Raw genomic sequence first — 24,204 nt, 5'->3', positions numbered from 1 at the left:
ATGAGTTATATGAAGAATATTGAAAATAAAATATTTGAATTTGTTGTTAGTCATGCTTTCTATGAGAAAGGCAATGAAATTGTTAAAATTAACAACGTGAAAACAATTATTTCTGGTTGGTCAGAGTTTAAAAATGATATTTATAATTCAGATAGTAAAACCTGGTCTTTAATTGATGATTCTTTTGTTGATTTTGTATTGGAATTTTCTAATATTAAAAATAACATACAAATAAATGGATTTTCAGATAAATATAGTTTTTGGAGTGAAATTAAAATTAATAATATTAATTCAATAAAATTCTATGAAATATGATTTATTAAGTTTTTATAACCAATTTTATTACATGAATTTGATTGACGTATAATATGCAAATTTGTATTTTAAATAGAAATATTAATTTGCATTTATAATCAAAATTAATGTCATTAAAATTCGATATTTTTTCATTTGTGAATATAATATTTTGATAATAATTTGAGAGTGTAGAATAAGACATGAAAGATAAAAGTTATTTATCTTTAGATTTAGATAAAATTAGTTTTGCAGATTCAACAGTATTGGAATACAGTATTAATTTATCTAAGAAAATTTTAAAATTTAAAGTGGATTCTGTTTTTTATGAACTTGATGCAGATGGTTCAGGAGGTCTTATTGGTGAAGTTGAATTCTGTTTTTTGAATAGGAGATATTTTCAGCAAAAACAGAAACAGAGAATGGAATTGAAATAAAGATTGGATCATATTTCGTAAAAGAAGTGGTCAATATAATTCAAAGTGGAGATATTTTAGCTTCATATGCGCATTGGGCGTTTACAAAATGAGTTTATCGACAAGATAATTATAATCTTTATTGTATTACAAATCCTGATTTAGGACCTAAATTTGGTGATATTATGTTTGGGAGAGAAGGATCAGTTTTTGTTTACGAAAAGTTTGAACAAGTTTTTAATAAAGTAGATCAGAGTCATTTTCAATTAATTCCTATTAAAAAAGGAATTTCAGATTGTCCACAAAAATATCAAATTTTGAACATTCTCAAATGCATCGATTGTCTCAATGAAGAACTTTCAGTTTTTACCCCTACTCCCGAAGATAAAAGAAAGCTCCCAGCTTTTTATGGCAATAAATATGAACTTTCAAAACTAGTTATTGATCCCAAAAAAATACCTGAGGGTAGCCATCTATTTCGCTTAATGGGTTGCGATAGTATTGTAATTGTAAGTGAAGAAATAGCAAAAAATATAAGAAAGATGAAATTAATTGGATTTAATCTAAAAATTATTGATAATATCTAATTGTATTTTAAAAAATAATACCCCTCACCCCAACTCATAAAAATCTTGCATAATATTATGAATTAAATAATTTTCATTTTTTTTCTCATTTAGGTTTTGCAGGATAGAGATTCTATCTTCATCCGTTCTGTTTTGGCTTATTTTAAATTTGTATTTTAGGGAAATAATTTCGAACACAAATCCTATTATTCCCGATAATATTTCTCACATTAAGGCGTCTAAAAGACTATCCATTGACCAGTTCTTTTTTTCAAAATAGACAACTTGTTCTTCTAAAAGTGCTTTAATATTTTCTTTCTCAGTGATTTTGTGAATTCGCACCTTAGCTAAAATTGTACAATAATTCCAGGTTGGGACATTATAATCTTTGTTTTTGTACCAACTAGGTGAAATATAGCTATTGTGGCTATTAAAGACCAAATGCGCTCGTGTTCCAGTTGCAAGGATGTTGGTTATGCTATTCCTTCTGGCGAGGTGCCCTAAGAGTTTATTGTCAAAAAAGGAACAGGAAGTGATGTGACTTCAAGTTGCTCATTGTACAGAATAAGTGTTGCTAACGGGTTGTGCTGTATTATTTTTTTTCAAGCCAATCTTTATTGTGTTCAAGTTCTTTGTTGATAAACATAGAAATCCTTTCTTAAATTGCTAAAATTATTAAAGTAAAAATATATAGAGTTTTGATTAGCCCAATAAAAAAGAGAGGAAGTAGCGATCTATATGTTGCCAGAATATGAAAATATACCTATTAATTTTATATAGTTAAGAGAATAGCATTAGTTTGGAGTCTCTAAGGATCATATATAATGATGAAACTTAATAACCTTTATTAAAGTAGATCTTATAATACATTTTGCAATGGAAAGGGAAATAAGATATTAAATTTTTTGCAGATGAATTTTCAATAATTTGGGAAAGCTTTCCTATGGATGAAGAATGCATCGTTATTATTAAGTTTTATAAGGAAGTATGTCAAGAATGAAGAAATTTTTAGATAAGAAATACTTATTATTTAGCCTGCCATTTCTCTTTCTTTTTGCAGTGATTTTCCCAAAATTACTTGGGCATGGAATGTTCTTAGATGGAGTGCTTTATGCTGCAATTGCGCGCAATCTATCCCAAAATATTGGAACTTTTTGGGAGCCTCATTATGCCCAAACATTGTATCCATCTTTTTTTGAGCACCCCGCTTTAAGTATTTATATTCAATCTATTTTATTCGATATATTTGGAGATACGCGGTGGGTTGAAAAAGGATATACTTTTGTATTATCTTTACTTCAATTATTTCTCGTCATTAAAATTTGGAAAAATATTTCAAAGGAAAAGGAACTATTTTGGGCTCCAGCTTTAATCTTTATAATTACGCCTGTTGTCTTTTGGACTATGGCGAATAATGAGCTTGAAAATACATTACTGGTTTTTACTCTTTCGAGTACACTCTTTATCATCCGTGGTTGTCGAGCCAAGCATAATATAGAAGCAATATTTTGTGGCTTAATTTCAGCAGTTTTTATTATACTTGCTTTTTTATCAAAAGGTGTGTTCGCTCTTTATCCATTAGTTTTTCCATTTTTCTGTTATTTTTTCTTAGAAAATGCGAATAAGAAAAAAGCAATAGCCTGTCAAATCTCTCTTTTATTCTCAACTTTAATTCTATTTATACCATTTATATTAAATGAAAGTTCTTATAATTTCTTTAAAATATATTTTGAACAACAGGTTTATAGAAGTCTATCTGGGCATAGAGAAGTAGATAATCCTCATTTTGAAATATTTATAGTTCTTTTAAAAGAAATTATTGTTCCCATATCTTTGTGCTTTGTTATAGTTGCATTTAGTAAAAGCATGAAACTGTTCAATTTCAATCGAACTACAGTTCTATATTTTTTTATGGCACTTGCAGCCTCATTGCCTTTGGTTATTAGTTCAAAAAATCATGGTTGGTATCTTATGATTTCGATGCCATTTTATGCTTTAGCAATTGCATCTTTGTTTATAAATTACTTAATAGAGTTTAAAGATTGGTGCATTCGTACCAGAGGTGGATCTTTATTTCTATATAGTTTAGTTATTTCATTGTCTTGTGTCGCTATCATTTTGAGTATTCGAAATTATAATCGAGTGCTTAAAAATGCTCAGTATCACAATGATTTTACCATGCAAGGAAAAATGCTATTGGAAAATACAGTCATAAGTTTTTTTCCTCAATGGTTGAGAGGCAAAGGAGAAACTTGGATGATGCTTGGAAATTTTGCTAGAGATTATAAGATATCTTTGTCATTAAATCCAAACCTTCGGTTTAGACTTTTTTTAGTAAATGATCCTGAAGCCATTGAAGTTCCAAAGGGGTGTAGATTATTTTTTCCAAAAAATCCGAAAGAATTTGCTGTATATGATTGTATTGAAGATAGTAGTATGAGTTTATTATCTGAAAATAATGAGATATTGTTGAACTCAGAAGCTCAAACTTAAAATATCGTAAATGTAAATTTCTAGAGCATTTAGATTTTTTTAAAATATCAATTAATAAATATCAACTAAAATTGTTAGTAAATTTTAATTATATACTCCGAAAATTTATTCTATAAATGAGATTTTAATCTGGGCAATTTTGGGTGATTATTTTCTTTGACATTTGAATAGTTAGTTAAGATGTTTGCTCTATTCATTTTGCCAGTTATTACTTAAGTACATGTTTAAATTTAAACATGTACTTAAGTAGACATGTAGAAAATTGTAGGAAAAAATGAACTTAATAAGAGAAAAATAAATTTTGGAGGACATACAAAAAATAATGGGAAATATTGGTCAAAGAATATTCCAATTTTAAATGTTGTTCCAAGAAAACGTAATTTACAAACATAACTTAGAGACTATGACAATCCAGTAGATTATAGATATGCCCTGCTCTTTTTTAAGGATAGCGGAAAAGTTATTTACAAAAGGTAGTAATATCAAAACAATTCAAATCCGACGAAAAAATGAAAATTTAAGAGTTGAATATATTGCTACAAAAGTTATTGAATGTATTTCAAGACCTAGGCAAAAAAAATTGGCTTTTAGTTTAAATAAGAAAAGATGGAGTTTTAAAATATTATATTTCAAATTATTCAAAAACATATCTAAAAGAAGTGATAATAGAACTTATGCATAAAAGATGGAAAATTTAACAGGGATACCAAATTTTAAAAGAAGAATAGGGTCTTGATCATTAAGAAGGGCGCTCGTAGTTGTGATTGCATCACCTTATAGCTTTGTGCTTTTTAGCACATTATTTTATAAAGGAATTCGATAAAAAAAAATTGAGTTCTCATTTTCTGTTGTAATGCGATATATCAATCAAATTTTTCAAACTTTTTTCTGTCCATTTCGTGAGAATACTTTTCTAAACTTATTTTAAATACTTTTTATATTTAACAAAATAGAACAAGTCATGCTGCATTTAAGGAACCATTATTAGGAAAATCTATTCAAGAATTAATGATTCGCTCGGTGGAAAAAAGATTTAAAAGTTACAAGACTCAGCGGCAAATAGAATGGCTCAGTGATCGAGGCTCGATTTATAGAGATAAATCAGTTCAAAATATTGCGAGAAATCTTGGTTTAAAGCCTTGCTATACCGCTCCATACAGCCCTTCTAGCAGTGGAATGGCTGAAGCATTTGTAGGCCCAATACAAAATCAAAATTCATATTAATCATACGTCAACTCAAAGAGGATTCAAAGCTTTTAGTTTGTTCTAGTTTCCAAAAAAAGGAATAGAGAAAGCCAAGAATAAATTGATATTCAGAATTTAAATTTATTCTTGGCTTTCTCTAATAATCTAAATAATTAAAAAATTATACTATTTTGGATTATAAGGCGTTTTATAGTTAACATAACTTTTATCTATACGGGCACTTGGAAACATTTCAGTTTGATTTTTTGCAAATGGATACCAACTTGAAAATCTATGATCCGCAGGTTGAGGATAAATAAAATCATTACCAAATTTTTCAATACATTTGTTCTTTAATTCGTTATATTTACCGACTCCTTCAGTAAGATAAAAATAATAAAATTCATAACCACTGTCAAAGTCTGTATACTCTTTCCAATATCCAGAAACTGTTTCATTGTCTAGCCAATGATTAGTACGATATTTATTAGCACAAAATACTGAAGTTGTTGTGATTTTCATCCAACCATTGAAATTATCTGCTATCTCAGCAAAAACACTTTTATTTATAAATAAAAGTAAAGATATGATAACATATTTAATAACATTTAGTTTCATTTGATCCCCTCTGTTAACAAATAAATAAAATAAATTGATCACATATTTAGCATTATAAGTCAATATAAAAAAGGTTCTTTTGCAATAAAAAAGTTCTATTGAGAGTCGGATATTTTCCTTGGATAGTTATTTTGAGAAGTAGATAAGGTTTTTAATTGGAAACATACAGAGCGAACGATTTTCATAATTGTAGTTCGTTAATATCTAGCCTACTCTTTTAGATATTGATAAGTAGCATAAGCTAATCTCTTTTTCCAAAAAGCATTTCAATCCTCTGGAGGGTTCTATTGCAAAGATATTAATGTAATAAAGATAGCAGTATGAGTTTATTGTCTGGGTCCCTTTGGGAAATTATTTTTTAAAGGTATTAAAGTTTTTTAAATTATTGTCTTTGGTATTTGAAATAGCTTAAAACCTCACCCCAAGTCATAAAATCTTGCATAATATTATGTATTAAGCAATTTTTTATTCTTTTTATCAAATAGTTTTTGCATGATTGAGATACTATATTCATTTGTTCTGTTTTGGCTTATTTTGAATTTGGATTTTAGGGAAATAATTTCGAACACAAATCCTATTATTTCCAATAATATTTATCCCATTAAGGCGTCTGAAAGACTATCTATCGACCAGTTCTTTTTTTCAAAATAGGCAACTTGCTCTTCTAAAAGAGCTTTAATATTTTCTTTCTCAGTGATTTTATGAATTCGGGCCTTGATTAAAATTGAGCAATAATTCAAAGTTGGAACATTATAAACTTTGTTTTTGTGTCAGGTAGGTGAAATATAGCTTTTGTGGCTATTAAAGAGCAAAAGTGTAAGATGTGCAGAATGCTTTGTATGTCAAGCATTCTGCATAAAATTTGGTGCCGCTCTAATTAAGGGCAATAATATGGATAACTGTACATAGAATTCGGCTAGAAAAAAAAATATAGTAATATGCACGATGTGTGGCTAAAAGTTTTTTTTTCTGAATATGAATATATCTATATTTTTTGATAGTTATTTGGAAATTGCTCTCTTTTAGGCAAAAAGTTCAGTCATTATATTGATATTAAAAGATTTTTCGGATGAAAAATTTAAAAGATAATTTTGCAATAGAAAAGTATATGAGTTAATAGATTTTTTGTGGATCGTAGATCCTATGGGCGGGCCATTTCTTCAAGTATAGAAAGAGATATGAATTGGTATTTTTGTATTATTTTATTAATTACACAAATTAGCGATAGCTTCTTGAATATTGGGGTTAATAAATGAATGTGAATATTTTTTTATATATAATTTATGTTTAGAGAATTATCCTTTCGTTCATAGTTTTTACTTACAAAGTTATATCTTTATTAAGTTGTTTATAGGGAAGTTTCTCAAAAATGAAGAAAGTTTTAAAGAAGAAATACTTATTATATAGTTTGCCTTTTTTGTTTTTATTTGCAGTGGTTTTCCCAAAATTACTTGGGCATGGAATGTTCATAGATGGAGTGCTTTACGCGACAATTGCTCGTAATTTGTCGCAAAATATAGGGACTTTTTGGGAGCCTTATTTCACCAAAACAATTTTTCCTTCTTTTTCTGAGCATCCACCTTTGGGTTTGTACATTCAATCCATTTTATTTAGTATATTTGGAGATTCCCGCTGGGTAGAAAAAGGCTACACTTTAGCCTTGGCTATCCTTCAATTGCTGCTCATATCAAGAATTTGGAAAAATATTTCAAACAAAAAAGATCTCTCTTGGGCACCCGCTTTTATCTTTGTCATTACTCCTATCGTTTTTTGGGCCATGGCGAATAATATACTTGAAAATATTTTAATTGTTTTTTTAATGATAGGCACCCTATTTATTATACGTGGGTGTAGAGCACAAAAGAATTACGAAGCTATATTTTATGGATTTATATCAGCAATTTTTCTATTGCTTGGTTTTTTATCAAAAGGTGTTTTTGCACTATATCTTCTTGTTTTTCCATTTTTTTGTTTTTATTTTCTAGATAAAGCAAATAAATCAAAAGCCATTATTTGCCAAATATCACTCTTATTTTCAACAATAATATTATCCCTACCTTTTATTTTTTATACAAAATCATTTGCTTTCTTCAAATTATATTTTGAAAATCAAGTTTATAAAGGTCTCGTTGGGGATAGAGAAATTTCAGATCCTCATTTTGAAATACTACGTGCTCTTTTAGAACAAATTGTGTTGCCTGTATCTTTGTGTCTTATTATAGTTTTGTTTATTAGAAACTTGAAATTATTTAATTTTAATCGAACTACAATTCTTTATTTATTAATGGCTCTTTCTAGTTCATTGCCATTGGTTATCAGTTCCAAAAATCATGCGGCGTATCTCATGATTTCATTACCATTTTATGCTTTGTTGATTGCCTCGTTGTTTTTAAATTATTTATCTAGATTTCATGATTGGTGTGTTCAAACAAAATATGGCGCATTTTTATTATATAGTTTAGTAATTTCAATGTCTTTTGTAATCATTATATTAAGCACAAGAAATTATAATCGGGTTCTTAAAAATGCTGAGTACCACAATGATTTTACCATGCAAGGAAAAATGCCTTTGGAAAATAAATTAATAAGTTTTTGTCCAAAGTGGATGAGAGGCAAAGGTGCAACAAAAATGATGGCATCAAATTTGGCTAGAGATTATAAAATATCGTTATCACTAAATCCAAATCACCAATTTAGAATATTTTTACTAAATGATCCTGAAGCTTGTTCTATTCCAAAAGGATGCACTTTATTTTTTCCAAAAAATCCAAAGGAATTTGCTATTTATGATTGCCAAGAAATAAGTAGCATAGACTCCATAAATGGCGAGAATGAAGTTTTAATGGATTCCGCATTATTTTGGTATGATGGTAGTAAGCAACAACAAGAATAGACTCTAAGTCAATTGGACTCGAGTAGCCAATATTTGCATGCGACCTTTCTTGGTTACTTTCGAATGGGAGTTACGTTCAACTCCGACAAACTTTTCTTTCTTTATTATAAAATACAGAGTAATGCATATCTTTATATAAGAGATTAAATTTTTTATCCTCTTGAATGTTTTTGAGTTCTTTTTGAAAAGTTTGGTACCCCGCTTCACTGCCAAAGTCAGATGGGTTTAAATGTGAGACAATAACAATTTCAGATTTAGAATAATTTTTTAATAAGTATCTTTTAGCAGAGTTCGGGAGAAAAACAATGCTTTGATGGTCTGCTGAGGTAATAAGAGTTTTATATGGACAGCTTTGAGCGATTGCTTTTTTAACGGAATTAAAGTTTTCTAAATTATTTTCATTTTCAAATGTTTTATATGAATAATTTGGTGAGTTGGTTGCGCGATCCATCCTTATCACGAAGATGAAAAGGATGATTGCAATAACGCCAGAAATAATATTAATAGAATTTGGCTGTTTTTTAATAATAAAATTTAATAAATTGAGTAAACCGAAAAATGTAGCAAGATAAATCCCTGGAAGCAGCATACTTGAGTTATACCAAAACAAATGATTTTTATCAGTATCATTTGCTAAAAAGAGGAGAAGACCAGGGATTTGAACACAGACCCATTGAATAGGATTAAAAATTCCTAAATACAGAAAATTTTCGTTGAAGGCGGGAGCGCCGCTTTTTGCCACGGTTTCTAATACAAGCACAGGCTGACTTAAGACCGATACAATAATTTCTCCCCAGGTGTTTCCCCATTGTGACCAGAAATCTGTCGCTCTGAGATCTTTTGCTGCGCCCATGAGAGGCATAAATATTTTTAAAGATAAGAAGACATAAATAACGCAGATTAATAAATATAATGGTATTAATTTTTTAGAATTGTCATTTATTGTGTTTAATTTTTTAGGGATAAAATAGAGAGATAATATTTGAAAAAATAGAAATAACCCCATATCTTGTCGGACACCAAGAGCCAGAAAAAGAGGGATTAATATATAATAAAACTTTCTATTTTCAAGTATCATTATTAATGTTATTATTGAAAATGCTATGAAAAATATTTCAAAATGTCCTGAAATAAAATTTTTATTTAAATATTTATTTGCAAAAAATTGAAAAATTAAAAATAAAGATAATAATGAAATTAATAATTTTGAGTTTAAGGATTTAATAATAACTTTTAGAGTATAAGAAATAAAGTAAATCACTCCAGCACAGCAAAATAAATTGCCGAAAAAAATCATTACATACTGTGACTCGAAAATTCTGAAAAAAGGGGTAATCAATATCAATGTTGGTGTCCAATGGACTGATAAATGATTTAAGCTATTGTCATCGACAAAAAATAATTTCCCATAGGCCGTATTGGCTAAAAAATTACTAATAAGTCCAAAATCATGGAAACCAAAGTAACTTGCTCTGAAAAATGACCATGGCACTAGAATCGCTTTGATTGAGAAAAATAAGATAAACATATAAAAAATGAGTTTAATTCTTTTTTGAAAAAGATCATCCATCAAAATCTCCTTGAAATTTAAATCTTATATTTAAATGACTGAAATTATATTGCAAGTTTTAACACTACATTTTCTTTTGTGAGCATTTTTTGGCTTTTTACTAAATTGGATAGAAAAATATTTAATTTAAAATTCACTTTTAAGATTATGAAAATATTTAAACAATGATATCTCGTCAATATTTTGACAGTTCTGCTTTATAAGAAAATATTATTGATTTAATTAGTTCAAGTTTTCAATCCACAATCGATTTTAAGGAAACAATTATGAATACCAAAATATTATCTATATTTTGCATGACTTCTTTTTCTTGCATTGCATTTGCTGATAGTTTACTTCCGAATTATTCTGACTGGTACGGACCAACAGACGGTTATTGGGGAGGTTGGGGAGCTTGGGATAGGTGTCCTCAAGGGCAATATGTGGATGGCTTTAAACTCAAATCGGAATCATATCAAGGAGAAGGCGATGATACTGGATTAAACGGTATTTCATTGCATTGTAATGGCGGTGCCAATGTAAGCAGTTCTGTTGCGCAATGGGGATCTTGGAGCAATGATTCATATTGTTATAACCCAGCCATCGGATTTGCAATTCAGATCGAAACTCCTCAAGGCGGTAATGGCGATGACACGGCTGCTAATAATTTTAAACTTATTTGCAGTAATGGAAATAGTGCATATGCTAGCGTTCAAACAAATTTTGGAAATTGGAGTCAAGATCTTGTTTGTCCAGCTGGACAAGTTGTTGTAGGTATTCAGACTCGGGTTGAGTCCGACCAAGTGGGTGGTGATGATACTGCATTAAATGGTGCGCGACTTATTTGTGGTTACCGTTAAAATAATGAATAGCTCTCGTAATAAAATATTTAAATGGCACTTAGTTTTTTGCAAGTTCTAAAATCATACTCTCGCTTTTTTACCTGATCTTCCCAATCAAGGAATACTCCATTCCGTCCAGTGATTATTTTTTCCGTGTTTTTCCAAATCATTTAATATTTGGCTGTAATTAAGACAAACACGGATGGAATCATTTATTTTAGATTTTTGCATTTTCCAGTCTTTTACGTATTTGGGTAGTGGGGTGCACTCCTCTGCTATGCGGAGTGGCTTTTTAAAAAAGACTGAGCGGTGGCTGTCCCCTTGAATTAGGAGCAGAGATTTTTTTTCCGGGGTGACGATGTGCTGATCTTTATAAATAATATGTTCATTGCAAGAAGTTTTAAAATTGCCCAGTTTTTCTTCAATGATAGGTCCTTTTAATTCTAAAATATCTTGCATTGCATTTTCAATTATAAAGTAACCGATAACATATAAATGGGGAGAGCCATTCAATAGAAAATTCTGTTCAGTTGTTTCATACAGCTGAAGTGATGCGCAAAATAGTAAGAGATCGTCATCATTTAATTCTTTTAAGCGTGGGATGTGAGTTTTTCTTGTTTCACCATAAGTAAATGAATAAAATTCGGGATCAAAATGCGCGGTTCCTTCGTCAACAAAGGAACTTAAATGCATGCCATGCAGCAGTGAATTTTGACAATTTAATTTAGAATAATGTTTGTGATTGTGTTTTATATTTTTATTAAATTCTTTTTCAAGTGGAGATGGGATATATTCATAAGTGCCGTCGTTAAAAATGGGAGACAATCCTTGATTGTCTTTTAAATTTGCGCCAACTTTTAAAATCAAAGCACAATTCATAGAGCGTATCCTTTTTAAATTTAAGAGAAGGAAAGCAATATTTATATCATAAGAATATAGAAAAGAATTTGAAAAAGGATGGCAAAAAATTGTCATTAAAAAACCACTGTTTCTTTTAGCTCAAAGAAACAGTGGGAACTATGTAGGGCTATAATCAAATTATTGGTGTGAAGCACCTTCTTCAGTTTTCTTTTTATTCTTCTTTGCTTTCTTTTTCTTTTCTTTCTTTGGCGCTTCCGTTGGTTGTGCTGCAGAAGCTGTGCTTGTTGCAGGTGCTGCTGCTGCTGCTGGTTCAGCTGCTGCAGACTGTGTATTTTGAGCAAAAGATGGACCTGAGATTGACAAAATCAAAGCTGATGAAACGATCATCGGAATTAGTTTCATAGGAAACCTCCATAATCCGGGCTTTTCGCTCAACGGATGATATTCATTAAAAATTGAGAGTCCGTTACCATCACAAAAATAATATGAACTCTGCATTGGATTCTCAATTATAATAAACTATAAAAGTGTCCTTTTTATTCCAAAGTAGAAAAAAGAGTTGATCTCGAAACGTCAAAAATATGACTCTCGAATTAAATGATAAGCTAAGCTTGATTTTATAATTTAAGATACTTCTTTTAAAAATTAGGCTTTTATTAAGTCGGCAACATAAGGAAGATTTCTGTATTTGCCATCAAGGTCGAGGCCATAGCCAATGACAAAGTTTTTTGCGATTTGAAACCCAATATAATCTGCTTTTAAAGGATATTCATGTGCTTCTGGCTTGTCTAATAATGAACAGACTTTGATAGATTTTGTATTGCTCTTTTTGAGTTCATTCAATAAAAAGTTTATTGACCTACCGGTGTCAACTATATCTTCAATCACAAGTACATGTTTGCCTACGAGATCCTTAGGAAGCGGGGTAACGAGATTAATATTTCCAGAACTTGTTGTGCCTTCATAGCTCTTTATACGTACAGTTTCTATTTCTGTTGGCATAGCTAAATTTCTAACAAGATCGGAAGCAAAAATAAGTGCTCCATGCAGGACAATCAAAATAACTAAAGTATTTTCTGTACCATAGTCTAGGTTGATTTGTTCTGACAGTTGTTTAATTCTCTCACGTATATCAGACTCGCTAAATAAGACTTTAACATTCATAAGAGTGTTGTTTACTTGAATTTGCATTTACAAAGCCTCGCTATGATTAGACTAAACCTCAAGCGCAACCGCGGTTTTGAGGACGATATTGGCCATATCTTGGGAAAATAGCGAGCCCATATCCATGACATCGGAGTGATCGAGAGTTTGGTGCTTCAGGCCAGCTCCGTAGTTTGTGAGACAACTGATACCGGCAATTTTTGCGCCGAGTTGACGAGCCGCTATGGCTTCAAGCACAGTGCTCATACCAACAGAGTGTGCCCCCATCGTTTGCATCATACGAATTTCTGCTGGTGTTTCGTATTGAGATCCCATAACTCCAAAATAAACTCCGTCATATATTTTATGACCTAAAGCATTTGCTGTGTCTGCAAATTGCTTTTGCCAAGACTGAGTGTAACAAGAGGTCATATCAACAAAACGAGCACCAAAACCTTCGCCAAATTCGCCATTGAGTGGGCTCATTCCAGTTGAGTTGATGTGATCCGAAATAATCATCATCCTTCCCAATTCCCAGTTGGTATTCAAACAGCCAGCTGCGTTTGTCAATATAATTCCTTTAACCCCCCAAGATATCATGCTTCTGACATTATGAACGACTTCTCCAGCATTATTGCCTTCATAACCGTGGTTGCGACCTCTTAAAAACGCAATTTGCCGTTTTTTATGAGTCCCATTAGGCAATTGAACTTCGATATCGTCGACGCGGAGATCTCCTGCATGGCCAGCAACATTTGCCGCTTTAAAGCCAGGGATATCGCTGAAATGGATCGATTTCATTTCTGAAATATTGGGAATTGCATTTGAAAGACCTGATCCTAAAACAATACAAATGTCAGGAGCATTTGGATGCCATTTTTTAAGAAAATCACTGCTTGCCGAAACATTTTTTAAGTATTTACTTTGTTCCATCATAGTCTTTCTGCTTTCGTTTTAATTTTGTAAATTGAATTCAAAAACTGCAATAATTCCGAGTAGTGCGACTCTCCACTCGGGGGACTATATAGAACAACTAAACAGAATGCACAAGGATCTTAAGATATAGTGATATTTTTTTTAAATAAACAAAAAATCATCCAAAAGTTTTTTCAGCTAATTCAATGTTACGTTTATAATTCTCAAATGCATTTGCTACTGGATCAGAATTTAAGAAGTCTATTCCTGCATCTTTTAAAATTTCAAGTGGAGGTTTCGATCCACCAGCCTTTAAAAAGCGAAAGATTTTCTCTCTGGTTTTTTCTTTATCAATGCGAAGACTTTCAGAAAGAGCAAGTGATGCACAGTAGCTTGTTGCATATTTATAAACATAAAAAGCTGAATAAAAATGTGGGATACGCATCCATTCATTTTTAACGTATTCAGGATATTCACATTCTTTTCCATACCAATATTTATTTAAATTTAAATAAATATCTTCAAGTGTATCTGGAGTAAACGATTCTTCTTTATCAGCAATTAAAGAAGCTTCTCTTTCAAATGCAGCAAATAAAACTTGACGTAAAACGGTTCCCTCAAAGTTTTCTATGTTTTCAGAGAGAACAGATTTCGCTAGGTCCGAATCTTTCATATGTGTTAAAATATAATCACTTAATAGCGCTTCATTCAAAGTGCTTGCGACTTCTGCAACGAAGATTGTATAGTTTGCATTGTGATAGGGCTGATGTTTGTGACTGTAATAAGAATGCATGGAGTGACCTAATTCATGCGCAAGGGTATAGACATCGCCTAAAGTACCAGTCCAAGTTTGCAGCATATAAGGACGAGAACTATATGTCCCCCAAGAAAAAGCTCCCGATCTTTTTCCTTCATTTTCTGCTCTATCGACCCATCTATCCTTTGTTAGACCTTGAGTAGCTATGGCAACATATTCTTCCCCAAGTGGCGCAATCGCTTTGAGCACAAGATCTCTGCCCTCTTCCCAAGAAAAAGAGACTTCTTCTTTGCTCTCATATAAAGAAACAGCCCTATCATAGGGTTGAACAGCATCAACTTTTAATAAATTCTTACGTAACTTCATGCTACGGTGTAACAAAGAAATATTTTTTTTAATAGATTCAATCAAACCATCATATAAGCTCACAGGAATAGCATCATCAAAAAGTTCTGCTTCTAAATATCCTGTAAATTTTCTTACTTTAGCCACAGTTGAACCTGATAACATATTTCCGTAGTAATTTGATGTTATTGTATTGCGCCACTTACAGATTTCACTGTTATATGAATTATAAGTATTTTTTCTTAATTCCCGATCTTTTGCTTGCAAATTGAGAGAATAACGTGAGTTTGAAACAATATGCTCTTTGCCATTGCTATCTAAAGCGTTTGAAAATTTAAGATCAGCATTGTTCCATTTACTATGAATTTCATCGAAAATATTTAAAGAAACAGATAACTTTGCTAAGAGACTTTCTTCTTGTTCTGTTAATATATGTGGTTTTTTTCTAATTAGCTCTGTTATTTTAAAATGATAAGTTTTTAAAGGCTCGGTTTTTATCCATTCGTTGATCTGAGATATATTTAACAACTCTGGTTCTAAAAAAGCAAATTTAGACATCAATCCGGAATGCTTTATCTCAATTTTACCAACGGCTTCACTCGACTCGGTATTTTTTACATCTTCAGTGTTACGGAGAGAAGCATAGACAAATAAATTTTCGAGTCGAAGGCCTAACTCATCTCTACATTTAAGGCATTCATAAATTAGTTCAGGAGATTGAGAAAGTTTGTTTTTATATGTACTTTCTATAAGCTTTTCTAAATTATCTTCACTAGGTAATTTATTAAATTCATTGGACCAATGGCTGAAATCTTGAAAAAGATCACTTAAATTCCAAGTCTCTTCTGTTTTTACTTCACTTCGTTTTTGAATTTTCAGTATTTCTTTCATGAATCGTCCTCGCATTTGATGTGTGTCAAATAATTGTTTTGGATAAAAACCTCTTCGAACTTTTTCACTCTACAATATCTAATTGATATTATGTAAGTATATTTGATTTATTTTTTAATTATTGAAATAAAAAAAGTTTAAATTAGGTTTATAGAACTGTATTTTTGCAAAAATAATCATATTGTCTGCTCCCATTTTTGATTTTTTGAAGAGGATTAGATTTATGGTCATACAGGACAAAAAAAAGTTTTTGAATTTTAAAAATATCAACACAATACTTATATTTTTGTCAGTGATTTTAGGTTTTTTTATGGGAACTCTGTTTCCAGAGTTCATGATATCCATACGTTGGATTGGTGAAGTCTTTTTTAATATGCTCAAAATGCTCGTTCTTCCTCTTATTTTTTCAGCTTTGGTCAGCGCAGTGACTTCCATGGGAAGTTTAAAAAAGCTTGGCTCTATTGGGATGTATACGTTTTTATACATACTTACAAGCGTGTGTACCGCAGTGCTTATTGGGCTTTTCTTATTTAATACATTTAAACCTGGGGTGGGCATTGATCCAATTTTAATTCTCGGGAAAGATTCTACTTTACAGCAAAATGCCCCAATGACTTTTGAAATTTTTATCACAAGTCTTTTTCCACAAAATATTTTAGAGGCAGCAGTAAAGTTTGAAATTATGCCTGTGGTTTTATTTGGTTTAGCTTTTGCAGTGGCCTGTGCATCCTGTGGAGAGTCAGCAAAATCCGTATCTGTATTCTTTACTGGGATAAGAAATGTTTTTATAAAAATGATCACTTGGGTTATCTTATTGAGTCCGCTCGGGATCTTTTCTTTGCTGGGAACAGGAGTTGCACAATCTGTCCAAGAAGGTCACCTCATGCAAGATCTTAAAGGCCTCGCTATGTTTGTCTTGGTCTTTGGCGCTGGTCTTTGCTTGCAGATAGGTTGGCAATTGTTAGCCGTTAAGTTTGTAGCGAGGAGGGCATTAAAACAATTTACGAAAAACTCTTCTGCAGCTCTCGTGACCGCATTTGGGACATCCAGTTCGCTTGCGACCTTACCTTTAGCAATGGATGCTGCTGAAAAAGAAAAAGTTCGTGATGATGTTAATCGCTTTGTGATGCCATTTACCGCGACAATCAATTTGGGTAGCACAGTGATGTATGAAGCATCGGCAGCTATTTTCTTTGCACAAATTTTAGGGTTAGATCTCTCGTTAAGTCATCAGATTATTATTTTTGTGACTTCTATTGTTGCAGGGATGGGTGCTGCAGGCGTGCCAGAAAGTGGTTTAATCACTATGGTAACAGTATTACGAGCCGTCAATATCCCAGTATCATCAATCACACTTTTGTTACCTCTCGATCGAATTTTAGATCGGTTTCGTACGATGGTGAACACTTGGGGTAATATTTGTTGTGCTTCAGTTGTCAATGAACTTGTTCATCGGAGAGAAAAGCAACTTTTGCAAAATAAAAGCAATATATCTAAAACAATATCTGATAAATAGTTTTAAAAAAATCACCTCCGAGTGTTTTTTAAGCAGAGGGATTTTGTTAAGGGATAGGATTGGCTATATTAACAAAATAGTATTCAGTTAATTCCCCCTTTAAGCGCATACGGGTTAAAGCTTTTAATTGAATATTTTCTTGGAAAAGAAATTTTTCATCTTTCCCAACTTGCTCTGCTATAATAGGATCTTTTTTTAATTCAGCAAACGTGTTTTGACAAAGTTCTTTCACATAATTCCATAATATTTTTTCATCAATATTAAACTCCTTGCGTAGAGCAATAATAATTTCTCCAATATGACTTTGAAAAAAGGAGTAAAATATATTCTTATGTAAATATGAATCATTTTTGCAAAATATGAGGGAGTTTTTTATGGTGAGATTAAGAAAATAATTTTGCTTTTCAAGACGCTCTTGTGAAATTCGAATATCGGCAAAATCTCTGACTAATAGACAATGTGGAACTCCTTTTTTAAAAACGGGAGTGCTATTTTGTAAATGGGCTTCGAGGCTAATGCCATATTTGCTCATGAGGGTTAAGAGCGATGGAATAGAAATTGAAATATATTTTTTAAAGAATTCAAGGGCTGCAATATAAAATGATGAATGATTTTCGGTTTTTGCAAATTGTTCAATGAGCTCTGTTAAGATTGATTTTTCACTGATAGGAGAAATTTCAAGCAGTGCAGCAGCTGGCATACAGATTTCATTGCCAGATAAGAATTTTTCTGGATTTTCGCGCATGAGGCAACTTAAATTTCGTCCGAGTGAGTCTCTAACGATCGAATCGACTAATTCAGAACTTTCTTCGAAATAAATTCCTGATACCTCTCCTTGAATTTTAAATTTTCCACATAAGTAATCGGGGAGACTCAATTGAATTGTTTTTAGTATTTGTGAAATAAGTGGGCCACTTTGGGTAGAACGGGGAGAGATGGTGCGCACGTCGCTTGTGGTTAAAATATTGATTGCAGTTTTTATATGGTGGCGTTTTATCTTCCCTGTATTTTCAGGAGCAAATGAGCGAAACGACACCAATGAGCGCGCAGGAATTTCAATAGAGTTTAACGGAACAATTATTTTTTCGTTAAGATATTTCTGATATAAAACTTTTATCGTGTGTTTAAATTGCCATGGGTGAACTGGTATGAGCTCGTAATTTTGAAAATCTATTTTATTTTTTTCTGCTTCTAATAATATTTTGTTGGAAAAATTAGGATAGTCTGCTAGGATTAAATCTCTAAAATGAGTGAATTCTTGCAACGTAACTTTACAATAATCTTTATGAACAGCAAGCAGTTTTAACGGCACAATTTTACGCCATTCTGGTGAGTACGCGATAAGTTCTTCTAAGTTTAAACCCATTCGGGTTTTTGCACCTGGATGAAGTGGATGGCCTTTTATGACACATTGTTCGTAAAATGCCATAGGACTAAAATTGGGATCTTTTTCGCGTTCAATTAAGACCCAATCCAGCGATGAGGTGATTCGTTTCCAGTTTTTATGCGAAAATTTATTTTTATTCATTTCAAATGACATCTGTGCCAAAATCATATTTGAAACGCTGTTCTCTATTTCATTTTTAAAGCGAATGAATATATCTTCAGATTCATTATTTTCTGCGATCCATTCCTCTTGAAAGAGTTGAAGGAGATCGCAAGGATGAGAGATTTCTTTGGTTTCATTTTTGTCTATCAGCGTGATCGTGCTTGTCAGATCGAATCTTTCAAATGAGGCATAAGGATTTATTTCAGCAAACAATTCTTTATTTTGTGAAAGCTTAATTGCAATGCAGTTTTTATTTGGGTAAAATATTTTTTCATTTTGAATTATTTTTTCGCGAATAATAGCTTGAAATAATCTATTTAAAATGGCTTGTTTGGCAATTTCTTCAAACATATGACACCTCAAGTGGAAAAAAGAGAGGGGTATTATCGATTCTATTGCTTATTATAAGTCCTTTAACACCAAATATATCTTCAATTATTTTTTCATCAAGTATTTGTTTAGTGTTTCCTTCTGTAAGTATGCGTCCATTTTTTATTGCAATAATATGATCTGCGATTTTAGCAGCATGATTAATGTCATGCACAACCATTACTATGGTTTTTTTCTGAGTTCGGTTCAGATTTTCAAGAATATTTAACACTTCAATTTGATGCCGCATATCTAAATAAGTCGTAGGCTCATCTAAAAATAAGTATTCTCCTTCCTGTGCGAGAGCCATAGCTATCCAAGCGCGCTGCTTTTGTCCTCCCGATAAATCGCTCAAACGTTTTTTTCTAAGATCTTGCATATCTGTTACTTCGAGAGCCCAATCAATGGCTTTATAATCTTTTGGACTTAAAGATCCAAAAAAAGATTGACGCGGAAATCTACCATATTGCACAAGTCGCTCAACTGTAAATTCCTGGGGTGCTTCGGGTGATTGTGGCAAAATAGCCAAGATCTTTGCAACTTCTTGACTCGAATATCTGTGAATGGATTTGCCATCTAAGTAAACAGACCCACTTGAGGGCATAACAATGCGCGCAATGGTTTTTAATAAAGTTGACTTTCCAGAGCCATTGCTGCCAACGAGTGCGGTTATTTTGTTTTTTCTTATTTTGATATTTAAATTATGTAATATTTCTTTTTGAGAATAGGTAATACATAAATTTTCGCAATATATTTCAGACATAATTCTTTTAGTACCTTTCTTTAAGAAGCAAATATATAAAATAGGGAGAACCAATTAAAGTCGCTATGAGCCCAGCTGGAACTTCGTGTGGCGCAAAAATAGTCCTGCCGATTGTGTCAGATAAAATAACGAGAAAGGCACCTCCTAAGGCAGAAAATGGGATTATTATTTTATAATCATAATCAAATAGAGCACGCATTATATGGGGTACAATTAAACCGACAAAACCTATTGGACCCACGAGGCAAACGGCACTTGAAGAAAGAAAAATGGCAAGAACTAATAAAATAATGCGCGATAAATTAATATTCACTCCAAGACCAATAATGATTTCATCACTTAAAGTTAAAATATTTATTCTCTGTGATAAAATTAATGCAAGAAAAGTTCCGATAAGAGTGCATGGAAGTATATAATAGAATTCATGCCATTCTTTTCCCCACAAGCTGCCCGAGAGCCACATATAAATTGAACCCACTTCATTGGTATTGTTTACTAAGATAAATGTAGTTCCTGCTTGGAAGAATGCATCGATAGCGATACCCGATAAAATAAGGCGCAATGGTGTTATGCCATTTTTAAATGCGAAAAGATAAACTAAGATACTGGCGAATAAAGCACCTAAAAATGCAGCTACAGGTAACAGAAAAAAACTGGAATTGCTAAAAACGAGTAGAGATAATACAGAAAAAAAACTTGCCCCAGAATTAATACCAATGATATTTGGTGCAGCAAGTTGATTTTTAGTGACAGCTTGTAAAATTGCTCCAGCGATAGCGAACTGAGCACCCGTGCAGGCACCAATTAAGAGTCTTGGAAGACGGTATTCGAATAAAATTGTATTTTCCAAATAATTGTGGACAATGTTTGGCAATAACTGATCAATATTTATTTTAACATCTCCTACGAAACTGCTGAAGAGAATAAAAATTGCTAAAGCTATAAATAGAATAAAAAAAAGAGAGATTTGTTTCGTTTGTGAAAGAATATTTTTTGTAAATACTGTCATCATATTTTATGCCGCCTTATCCCCATGTTTTCGAATCAGATATAAAAAGAAGGGGCAGCCTAAAAATGCTGTTATGACACCAACTGGTATTTCAATGGGAATTAATATTACACGTGCTATAAGGTCAGAAAATACAAGTAATAGGGCACCAAAAAGTGCGCAAAAAGGGAGCAGAATTTTATAATCATCGGATATGAGTTTTCTGACTATATGTGGAACAATCAAACCGATAAAGCCAATTGCGCCAGAAACGCTTACAGATGCTCCTGCTAAAATGACGACAAGCACACAAAGAATAATGCGTATTTTCCATAAATTTAGTCCCAAGGATTTTGCAAGGTCGTCTCCTAAGGAATAGGCATTCATAAAATGTGAAAAAATAAATGCACTCAATAACGCGCCGAGAGACCAAGGTAATATTTGGGAGAAATTCTCCCAAGTCACCCCTGCTAATCCTCCAGCAAGCCATGCGTAGATCATGCCGGCGTTTTCACCTAAGGATATCAACATTCCTGTGCTGAGTGCATAAAGAAAACTGCTGATAGACACGCCTGCAAGCACTAACTTTCCAACGGAGGGGCGATTTGTTAAAGAAATGATATAAACAAATCCCCCGCCAATTGCAGCACCCATAAAAATAAATACAGTCATTAAATTTGGGGAAATGGACAATTGAAAAAAGGATATTAATACAAAAACAAGTGATGCACCTGCAGACACACCCATAATTTTTGCTTCTGCTAAAGGATTGCGGGTAAGGCATTGCATGAGCGCACCTGCGACAGCTAAATTTGACCCGATCAGAGCTGCAAGTGCCGTGCGCGGTAAACGCAGTGTGTTGATAATGATGGAATCCATGTCGTCATTGCTGTGCAATAAATGTTTCCAAACATGCGCTATTTCAATTTGCACACTGCCAAAAGTTAAGCTCAATAGCATTGCAATGAACAGCAAAAGCAATAGAAGAAAAAATGAAATGATGTTTTTAATTGAATAAGAGTTCATTTGATAAAGTCAGCCATATTTTCTGTGATATATAACGTTGCCAAAGGACCTTTGCTGCGCGAACCTCTTTCTCGTTCCACAACAACAACATTTTTATTTTTAACGGCACTTAGATTTTTCCAAATAGGATTTTTTTCTAGGAAATTGAGAATATTTTTTCCTGGATCATCAAAAACAATTATATTTTCTGGATTTATTTTAAGAATATTCTCTGCACTGAGTTCAATAAGATCGGGATAGTCTTTATTGCCTTCACCTTTATAAGCATAATCAACCCCAATTTCGGCAATCAAATTCGCAATAAATGATTTTCCTGTCCAAGCCCAGATTTTGTTATTAGGAACATATAGTGCTAAAACTGATTTGAATTTTTTTTGATTCTCAAGTTTTACTTCTTTTAATTTACTTTCAAATTTATCTTGATATTTTTTAGCTTCATTTTGTTTTTGCAGGAGTTCAGCAAATATATTTAAGTAACTTAAAGTTTCTGAGTAGGTATCTGGTCTAAAATTAAGCACAGGTGCAATTTTAGTAAGCTTTGCAATGACATCTCTTTGTTCTTCATACACTCTATCTATTAATATAAGCTCGGGTTTCAACTCTTTAATTCGTTCGAGACTCGGATGAGAAATTTTTCCGACAACGGTTATTTTTTGAAATTCAGGACTTAAATAATCAGGAATATTTCCTGCTGCAGTGATAATAATACCAACAGGTTTGACGTCGAGCACATCTAAAATCTCCATTCCTGTCACACTTAAAGTAACAATTCTTTTTGGAGGAGTTTTGAAATTGAGTGCTGAAATTTCTGCTTTAATTCTTTTTATTTCTTCGGGTTTTGCAAATGATTTAAAACTTAAGAGAAATGATTCTATGAATAAAAAAAATTTTATGCTTATATTAACGGACTTCATTAGATACTTTCCTTTCTTTAACTTGATAAGTAATTAATAATATAATGAGCAATGATAATGAACATATTCCGAAAATCATAAATGTTTTAGGCATTCCCAACTTGTGTGCAATAAAGCCTGCTAAAAGAGCTCCAAACGGTAAGAATCCTCTGTCGCTGAGTGCAAGGCTCATTAATTTACCACGTATTTCATTGGGGGATTTTATTTGAAAATAAACGCGATTGGCTGTACGCGAAATTTGACTAAAGAAACCGATTAAAAATAAAAATATATAAGTCAGTAAAATGTGATTTACTGCACCTAATATAATAAATGAAATTGAGGCAAAAACTGCGGTTGAGAGAATAAACAGAGCATGGATTTTTTTTCGTAAAAAACTGATTAAACTGGAGCCTAGAATTGTTCCCAGTGCTGCAATCACGAGAAAGCGTCCGTAGGTCTCAGGCCCCATATTTGCGGAGGCTTTTACAAATGCAGGCATAAGACTAATATATGGGAATAAAAAGAGCATAAGGACACAGCCTGCAATGAAGGTGCAGAGTAAATCTGGATTTTCTTTAATATACAAAACAACGCTTTTATAATTTAAATTATTTACATTTTTATCGTTACTTAGAAATTGATTCTTTTCTTGAATACCGGTGATAAAAAATAAGGAAATAATCACAAGTATTTGCCCTAAAAATTGAAAAAGAAATAAGAACCCGGAATCCATTTTGGCTAAGGCTAAACCAGCAAGAGCTGGTCCTAATATAGCCGTTATATTGAGGACAGATGTGTAAATAGATACTGCGCTGCAAATAGCTTCTTTTTCTATCAAGCGAGGGAGGAGACTGTTTCGCACGGAGGGTTCCATTTCGACAAAAAGTCCTCTCAAACCAATAATCAAGCCAATTAAGAAAATATTTATATTTTTATTGAGCACGATGTAAAAAAGAGCAAAATTAAAAACTGCAATTAGCAAGTAAACAAGTATTAATAATTTCTTTTGATTGTATCTATCTGCAAGAGCACCGCCTAAAAAACCGATAAACAGTGCAGGTAATAATCTTATGAAATTTATAATGCCAAGATTTAATTCCGAGGATGTGTGTGTCCATATCACCCAATTGAGAGCGGCAAAACCAATGTAGTCCCCCAAAAGCGTGAAAAAACTTCCTCCAATAAAATACTGATAGTTTTTAAATCGCAGAGCATTTTCCATTTGTTATACCTACAAATGTTTTTTAGCATGAAAATGATAATCATTATCATATCGCTTTTAACCCTTGGCAAATTAAAAATCCACTTCTGTCATTACAATTTTTTTTA

General features: G+C 32.1%; 22 protein-coding genes and 1 pseudogene. 8 read left to right on the top strand and 15 right to left on the bottom strand.

Going from position 1 to position 24,204, the window contains the following annotated elements; translation table 11 throughout:
- The first annotated feature begins 9 nt into the window (after positions 1–9).
- From EZS29_RS09850 to EZS29_RS09840, 3 genes are all read left to right on the top strand, one after another.
- Positions 10–315, top strand: a complete 306-nt coding sequence (locus EZS29_RS09850; protein ID WP_130609698.1) for a hypothetical protein — start codon at positions 10–12, stop codon at positions 313–315.
- A gap of 182 nt (positions 316–497) precedes the next feature.
- Complete coding sequence (locus tag EZS29_RS09845; RefSeq protein WP_130609695.1) at positions 498–731, top strand: hypothetical protein; 234 nt, start codon at positions 498–500, stop codon at positions 729–731.
- Between the two features lie 164 nt (positions 732–895).
- A complete protein-coding gene (locus EZS29_RS09840; protein WP_130609690.1) occupies positions 896–1,297 on the top strand; it encodes an imm11 family protein in 402 nt (133 codons plus the stop codon).
- Positions 1,298–1,501: 204 nt separating this feature from the next.
- Here EZS29_RS09840 and EZS29_RS09835 read toward each other — a convergent pair whose 3' ends face one another.
- Positions 1,502–1,813, bottom strand: a complete 312-nt coding sequence (locus EZS29_RS09835) for an FMN-binding negative transcriptional regulator (protein ID WP_130609669.1) — start codon at positions 1,811–1,813, stop codon at positions 1,502–1,504.
- A 459-nt stretch (positions 1,814–2,272) separates the two neighbouring features.
- On the opposite strand from EZS29_RS09835, the gene EZS29_RS09830 reads away from it, so the two are divergent.
- The gene (locus tag EZS29_RS09830) at positions 2,273–3,769 is read left to right on the top strand and encodes an ArnT family glycosyltransferase (RefSeq protein WP_172603881.1); all 1,497 of its coding nucleotides are present in this window, start codon (positions 2,273–2,275) and stop codon (positions 3,767–3,769) included.
- 1,020 nt (positions 3,770–4,789) lie between these two features.
- Positions 4,790–4,993 (top strand): hypothetical protein, encoded by a 204-nt coding sequence (locus EZS29_RS09825; RefSeq protein ID WP_246035198.1) that lies wholly within the window; start codon positions 4,790–4,792, stop codon positions 4,991–4,993.
- 147 nt (positions 4,994–5,140) lie between these two features.
- Here EZS29_RS09825 and EZS29_RS09820 read toward each other — a convergent pair whose 3' ends face one another.
- Complete coding sequence (locus EZS29_RS09820; protein WP_130609660.1) at positions 5,141–5,572, bottom strand: hypothetical protein; 432 nt, start codon at positions 5,570–5,572, stop codon at positions 5,141–5,143.
- Positions 5,573–6,165: 593 nt separating this feature from the next.
- A pseudogene (locus EZS29_RS16350) lies at positions 6,166–6,318 on the bottom strand (hypothetical protein); the annotation flags it as partial.
- A gap of 623 nt (positions 6,319–6,941) precedes the next feature.
- Here EZS29_RS16350 and EZS29_RS09810 point away from each other — a divergent pair.
- Positions 6,942–8,465 (top strand): ArnT family glycosyltransferase, encoded by a 1,524-nt coding sequence (locus tag EZS29_RS09810; protein ID WP_130609654.1) that lies wholly within the window; start codon positions 6,942–6,944, stop codon positions 8,463–8,465.
- A gap of 76 nt (positions 8,466–8,541) precedes the next feature.
- On the opposite strand, the gene EZS29_RS09805 is transcribed toward EZS29_RS09810, so the two are convergent.
- A complete protein-coding gene (locus EZS29_RS09805; protein WP_130609651.1) occupies positions 8,542–10,035 on the bottom strand; it encodes a glycosyltransferase family protein in 1,494 nt (497 codons plus the stop codon).
- 266 nt (positions 10,036–10,301) lie between these two features.
- Here EZS29_RS09805 and EZS29_RS09800 point away from each other — a divergent pair, with 266 nt between their 5' ends.
- Positions 10,302–10,874, top strand: coding sequence for a hypothetical protein (locus tag EZS29_RS09800; protein ID WP_130609648.1), 573 nt, complete (start codon positions 10,302–10,304; stop codon positions 10,872–10,874).
- Between the two features lie 96 nt (positions 10,875–10,970).
- Here EZS29_RS09800 and EZS29_RS09795 read toward each other — a convergent pair whose 3' ends face one another.
- The 5 genes from EZS29_RS09795 to pepF all read right to left on the bottom strand — a co-directional run bounded on the left by EZS29_RS09795 (position 10,971) and on the right by pepF (position 15,768).
- Positions 10,971–11,735, bottom strand: a complete 765-nt coding sequence (locus tag EZS29_RS09795) for an Nmad3 family putative nucleotide modification protein (protein WP_130609645.1) — start codon at positions 11,733–11,735, stop codon at positions 10,971–10,973.
- 159 nt (positions 11,736–11,894) lie between these two features.
- The gene (locus EZS29_RS09790; RefSeq protein ID WP_216678661.1) at positions 11,895–12,119 is read right to left on the bottom strand and encodes a hypothetical protein; all 225 of its coding nucleotides are present in this window, start codon (positions 12,117–12,119) and stop codon (positions 11,895–11,897) included.
- Between the two features lie 243 nt (positions 12,120–12,362).
- The gene (gene hpt / locus EZS29_RS09785) at positions 12,363–12,908 is read right to left on the bottom strand and encodes a hypoxanthine phosphoribosyltransferase (RefSeq protein ID WP_130609642.1); all 546 of its coding nucleotides are present in this window, start codon (positions 12,906–12,908) and stop codon (positions 12,363–12,365) included.
- A gap of 24 nt (positions 12,909–12,932) precedes the next feature.
- Positions 12,933–13,796: a purine-nucleoside phosphorylase gene (locus tag EZS29_RS09780; protein WP_130609639.1), complete on the bottom strand. Its 864-nt coding sequence runs from the start codon at positions 13,794–13,796 to the stop codon at positions 12,933–12,935.
- A gap of 157 nt (positions 13,797–13,953) precedes the next feature.
- A complete protein-coding gene (pepF, locus tag EZS29_RS09775; RefSeq protein ID WP_172603880.1) occupies positions 13,954–15,768 on the bottom strand; it encodes an oligoendopeptidase F in 1,815 nt (604 codons plus the stop codon).
- A gap of 223 nt (positions 15,769–15,991) precedes the next feature.
- On the opposite strand from pepF, the gene EZS29_RS09770 reads away from it, so the two are divergent.
- Positions 15,992–17,284, top strand: a complete 1,293-nt coding sequence (locus tag EZS29_RS09770) for a dicarboxylate/amino acid:cation symporter (protein ID WP_130609633.1) — start codon at positions 15,992–15,994, stop codon at positions 17,282–17,284.
- A 46-nt stretch (positions 17,285–17,330) separates the two neighbouring features.
- Here EZS29_RS09770 and EZS29_RS09765 read toward each other — a convergent pair whose 3' ends face one another.
- Genes EZS29_RS09765 through EZS29_RS09740 form a run of 6 tightly spaced genes read right to left on the bottom strand, consistent with a single transcriptional unit; the run spans position 17,331 to position 24,097 of the window.
- Positions 17,331–19,184, bottom strand: a complete 1,854-nt coding sequence (locus EZS29_RS09765; protein WP_130609630.1) for an IucA/IucC family protein — start codon at positions 19,182–19,184, stop codon at positions 17,331–17,333.
- Complete coding sequence (locus EZS29_RS09760) at positions 19,177–19,965, bottom strand: ABC transporter ATP-binding protein (RefSeq protein WP_130609627.1); 789 nt, start codon at positions 19,963–19,965, stop codon at positions 19,177–19,179. Before EZS29_RS09760 ends, EZS29_RS09765 begins: the two co-directional genes overlap by 8 nt.
- Positions 19,966–19,972: 7 nt before the next feature.
- Entirely contained in the window at positions 19,973–20,977 is a 1,005-nt protein-coding gene (locus EZS29_RS09755; protein WP_130609624.1) for a FecCD family ABC transporter permease, read from the bottom strand.
- 3 nt (positions 20,978–20,980) lie between these two features.
- On the bottom strand, positions 20,981–21,979 hold the full coding sequence (locus tag EZS29_RS09750; protein ID WP_130609621.1) for a FecCD family ABC transporter permease: 999 nt from the start codon (positions 21,977–21,979) through the stop codon (positions 20,981–20,983).
- Positions 21,976–22,893: an ABC transporter substrate-binding protein gene (locus tag EZS29_RS09745; protein ID WP_130609618.1), complete on the bottom strand. Its 918-nt coding sequence runs from the start codon at positions 22,891–22,893 to the stop codon at positions 21,976–21,978. The genes EZS29_RS09750 and EZS29_RS09745 overlap by 4 nt, the downstream gene beginning before the upstream one ends.
- Positions 22,880–24,097: an MFS transporter gene (locus EZS29_RS09740; protein WP_130609614.1), complete on the bottom strand. Its 1,218-nt coding sequence runs from the start codon at positions 24,095–24,097 to the stop codon at positions 22,880–22,882. The genes EZS29_RS09745 and EZS29_RS09740 overlap by 14 nt, the downstream gene beginning before the upstream one ends.
- Between the last annotated feature and the right edge of the window lie 107 nt (positions 24,098–24,204).

Origin of the sequence: Fluviispira sanaruensis, assembly GCF_004295685.1 — a bacterium.
GTDB classification, from domain to species: Bacteria; Bdellovibrionota_B; Oligoflexia; order Silvanigrellales; family Silvanigrellaceae; genus Silvanigrella; species Silvanigrella sanaruensis.
The sequence above is the reverse complement of the archived record's forward strand: the minus strand, read 5'-3'. Positions and strand labels throughout refer to the sequence as shown.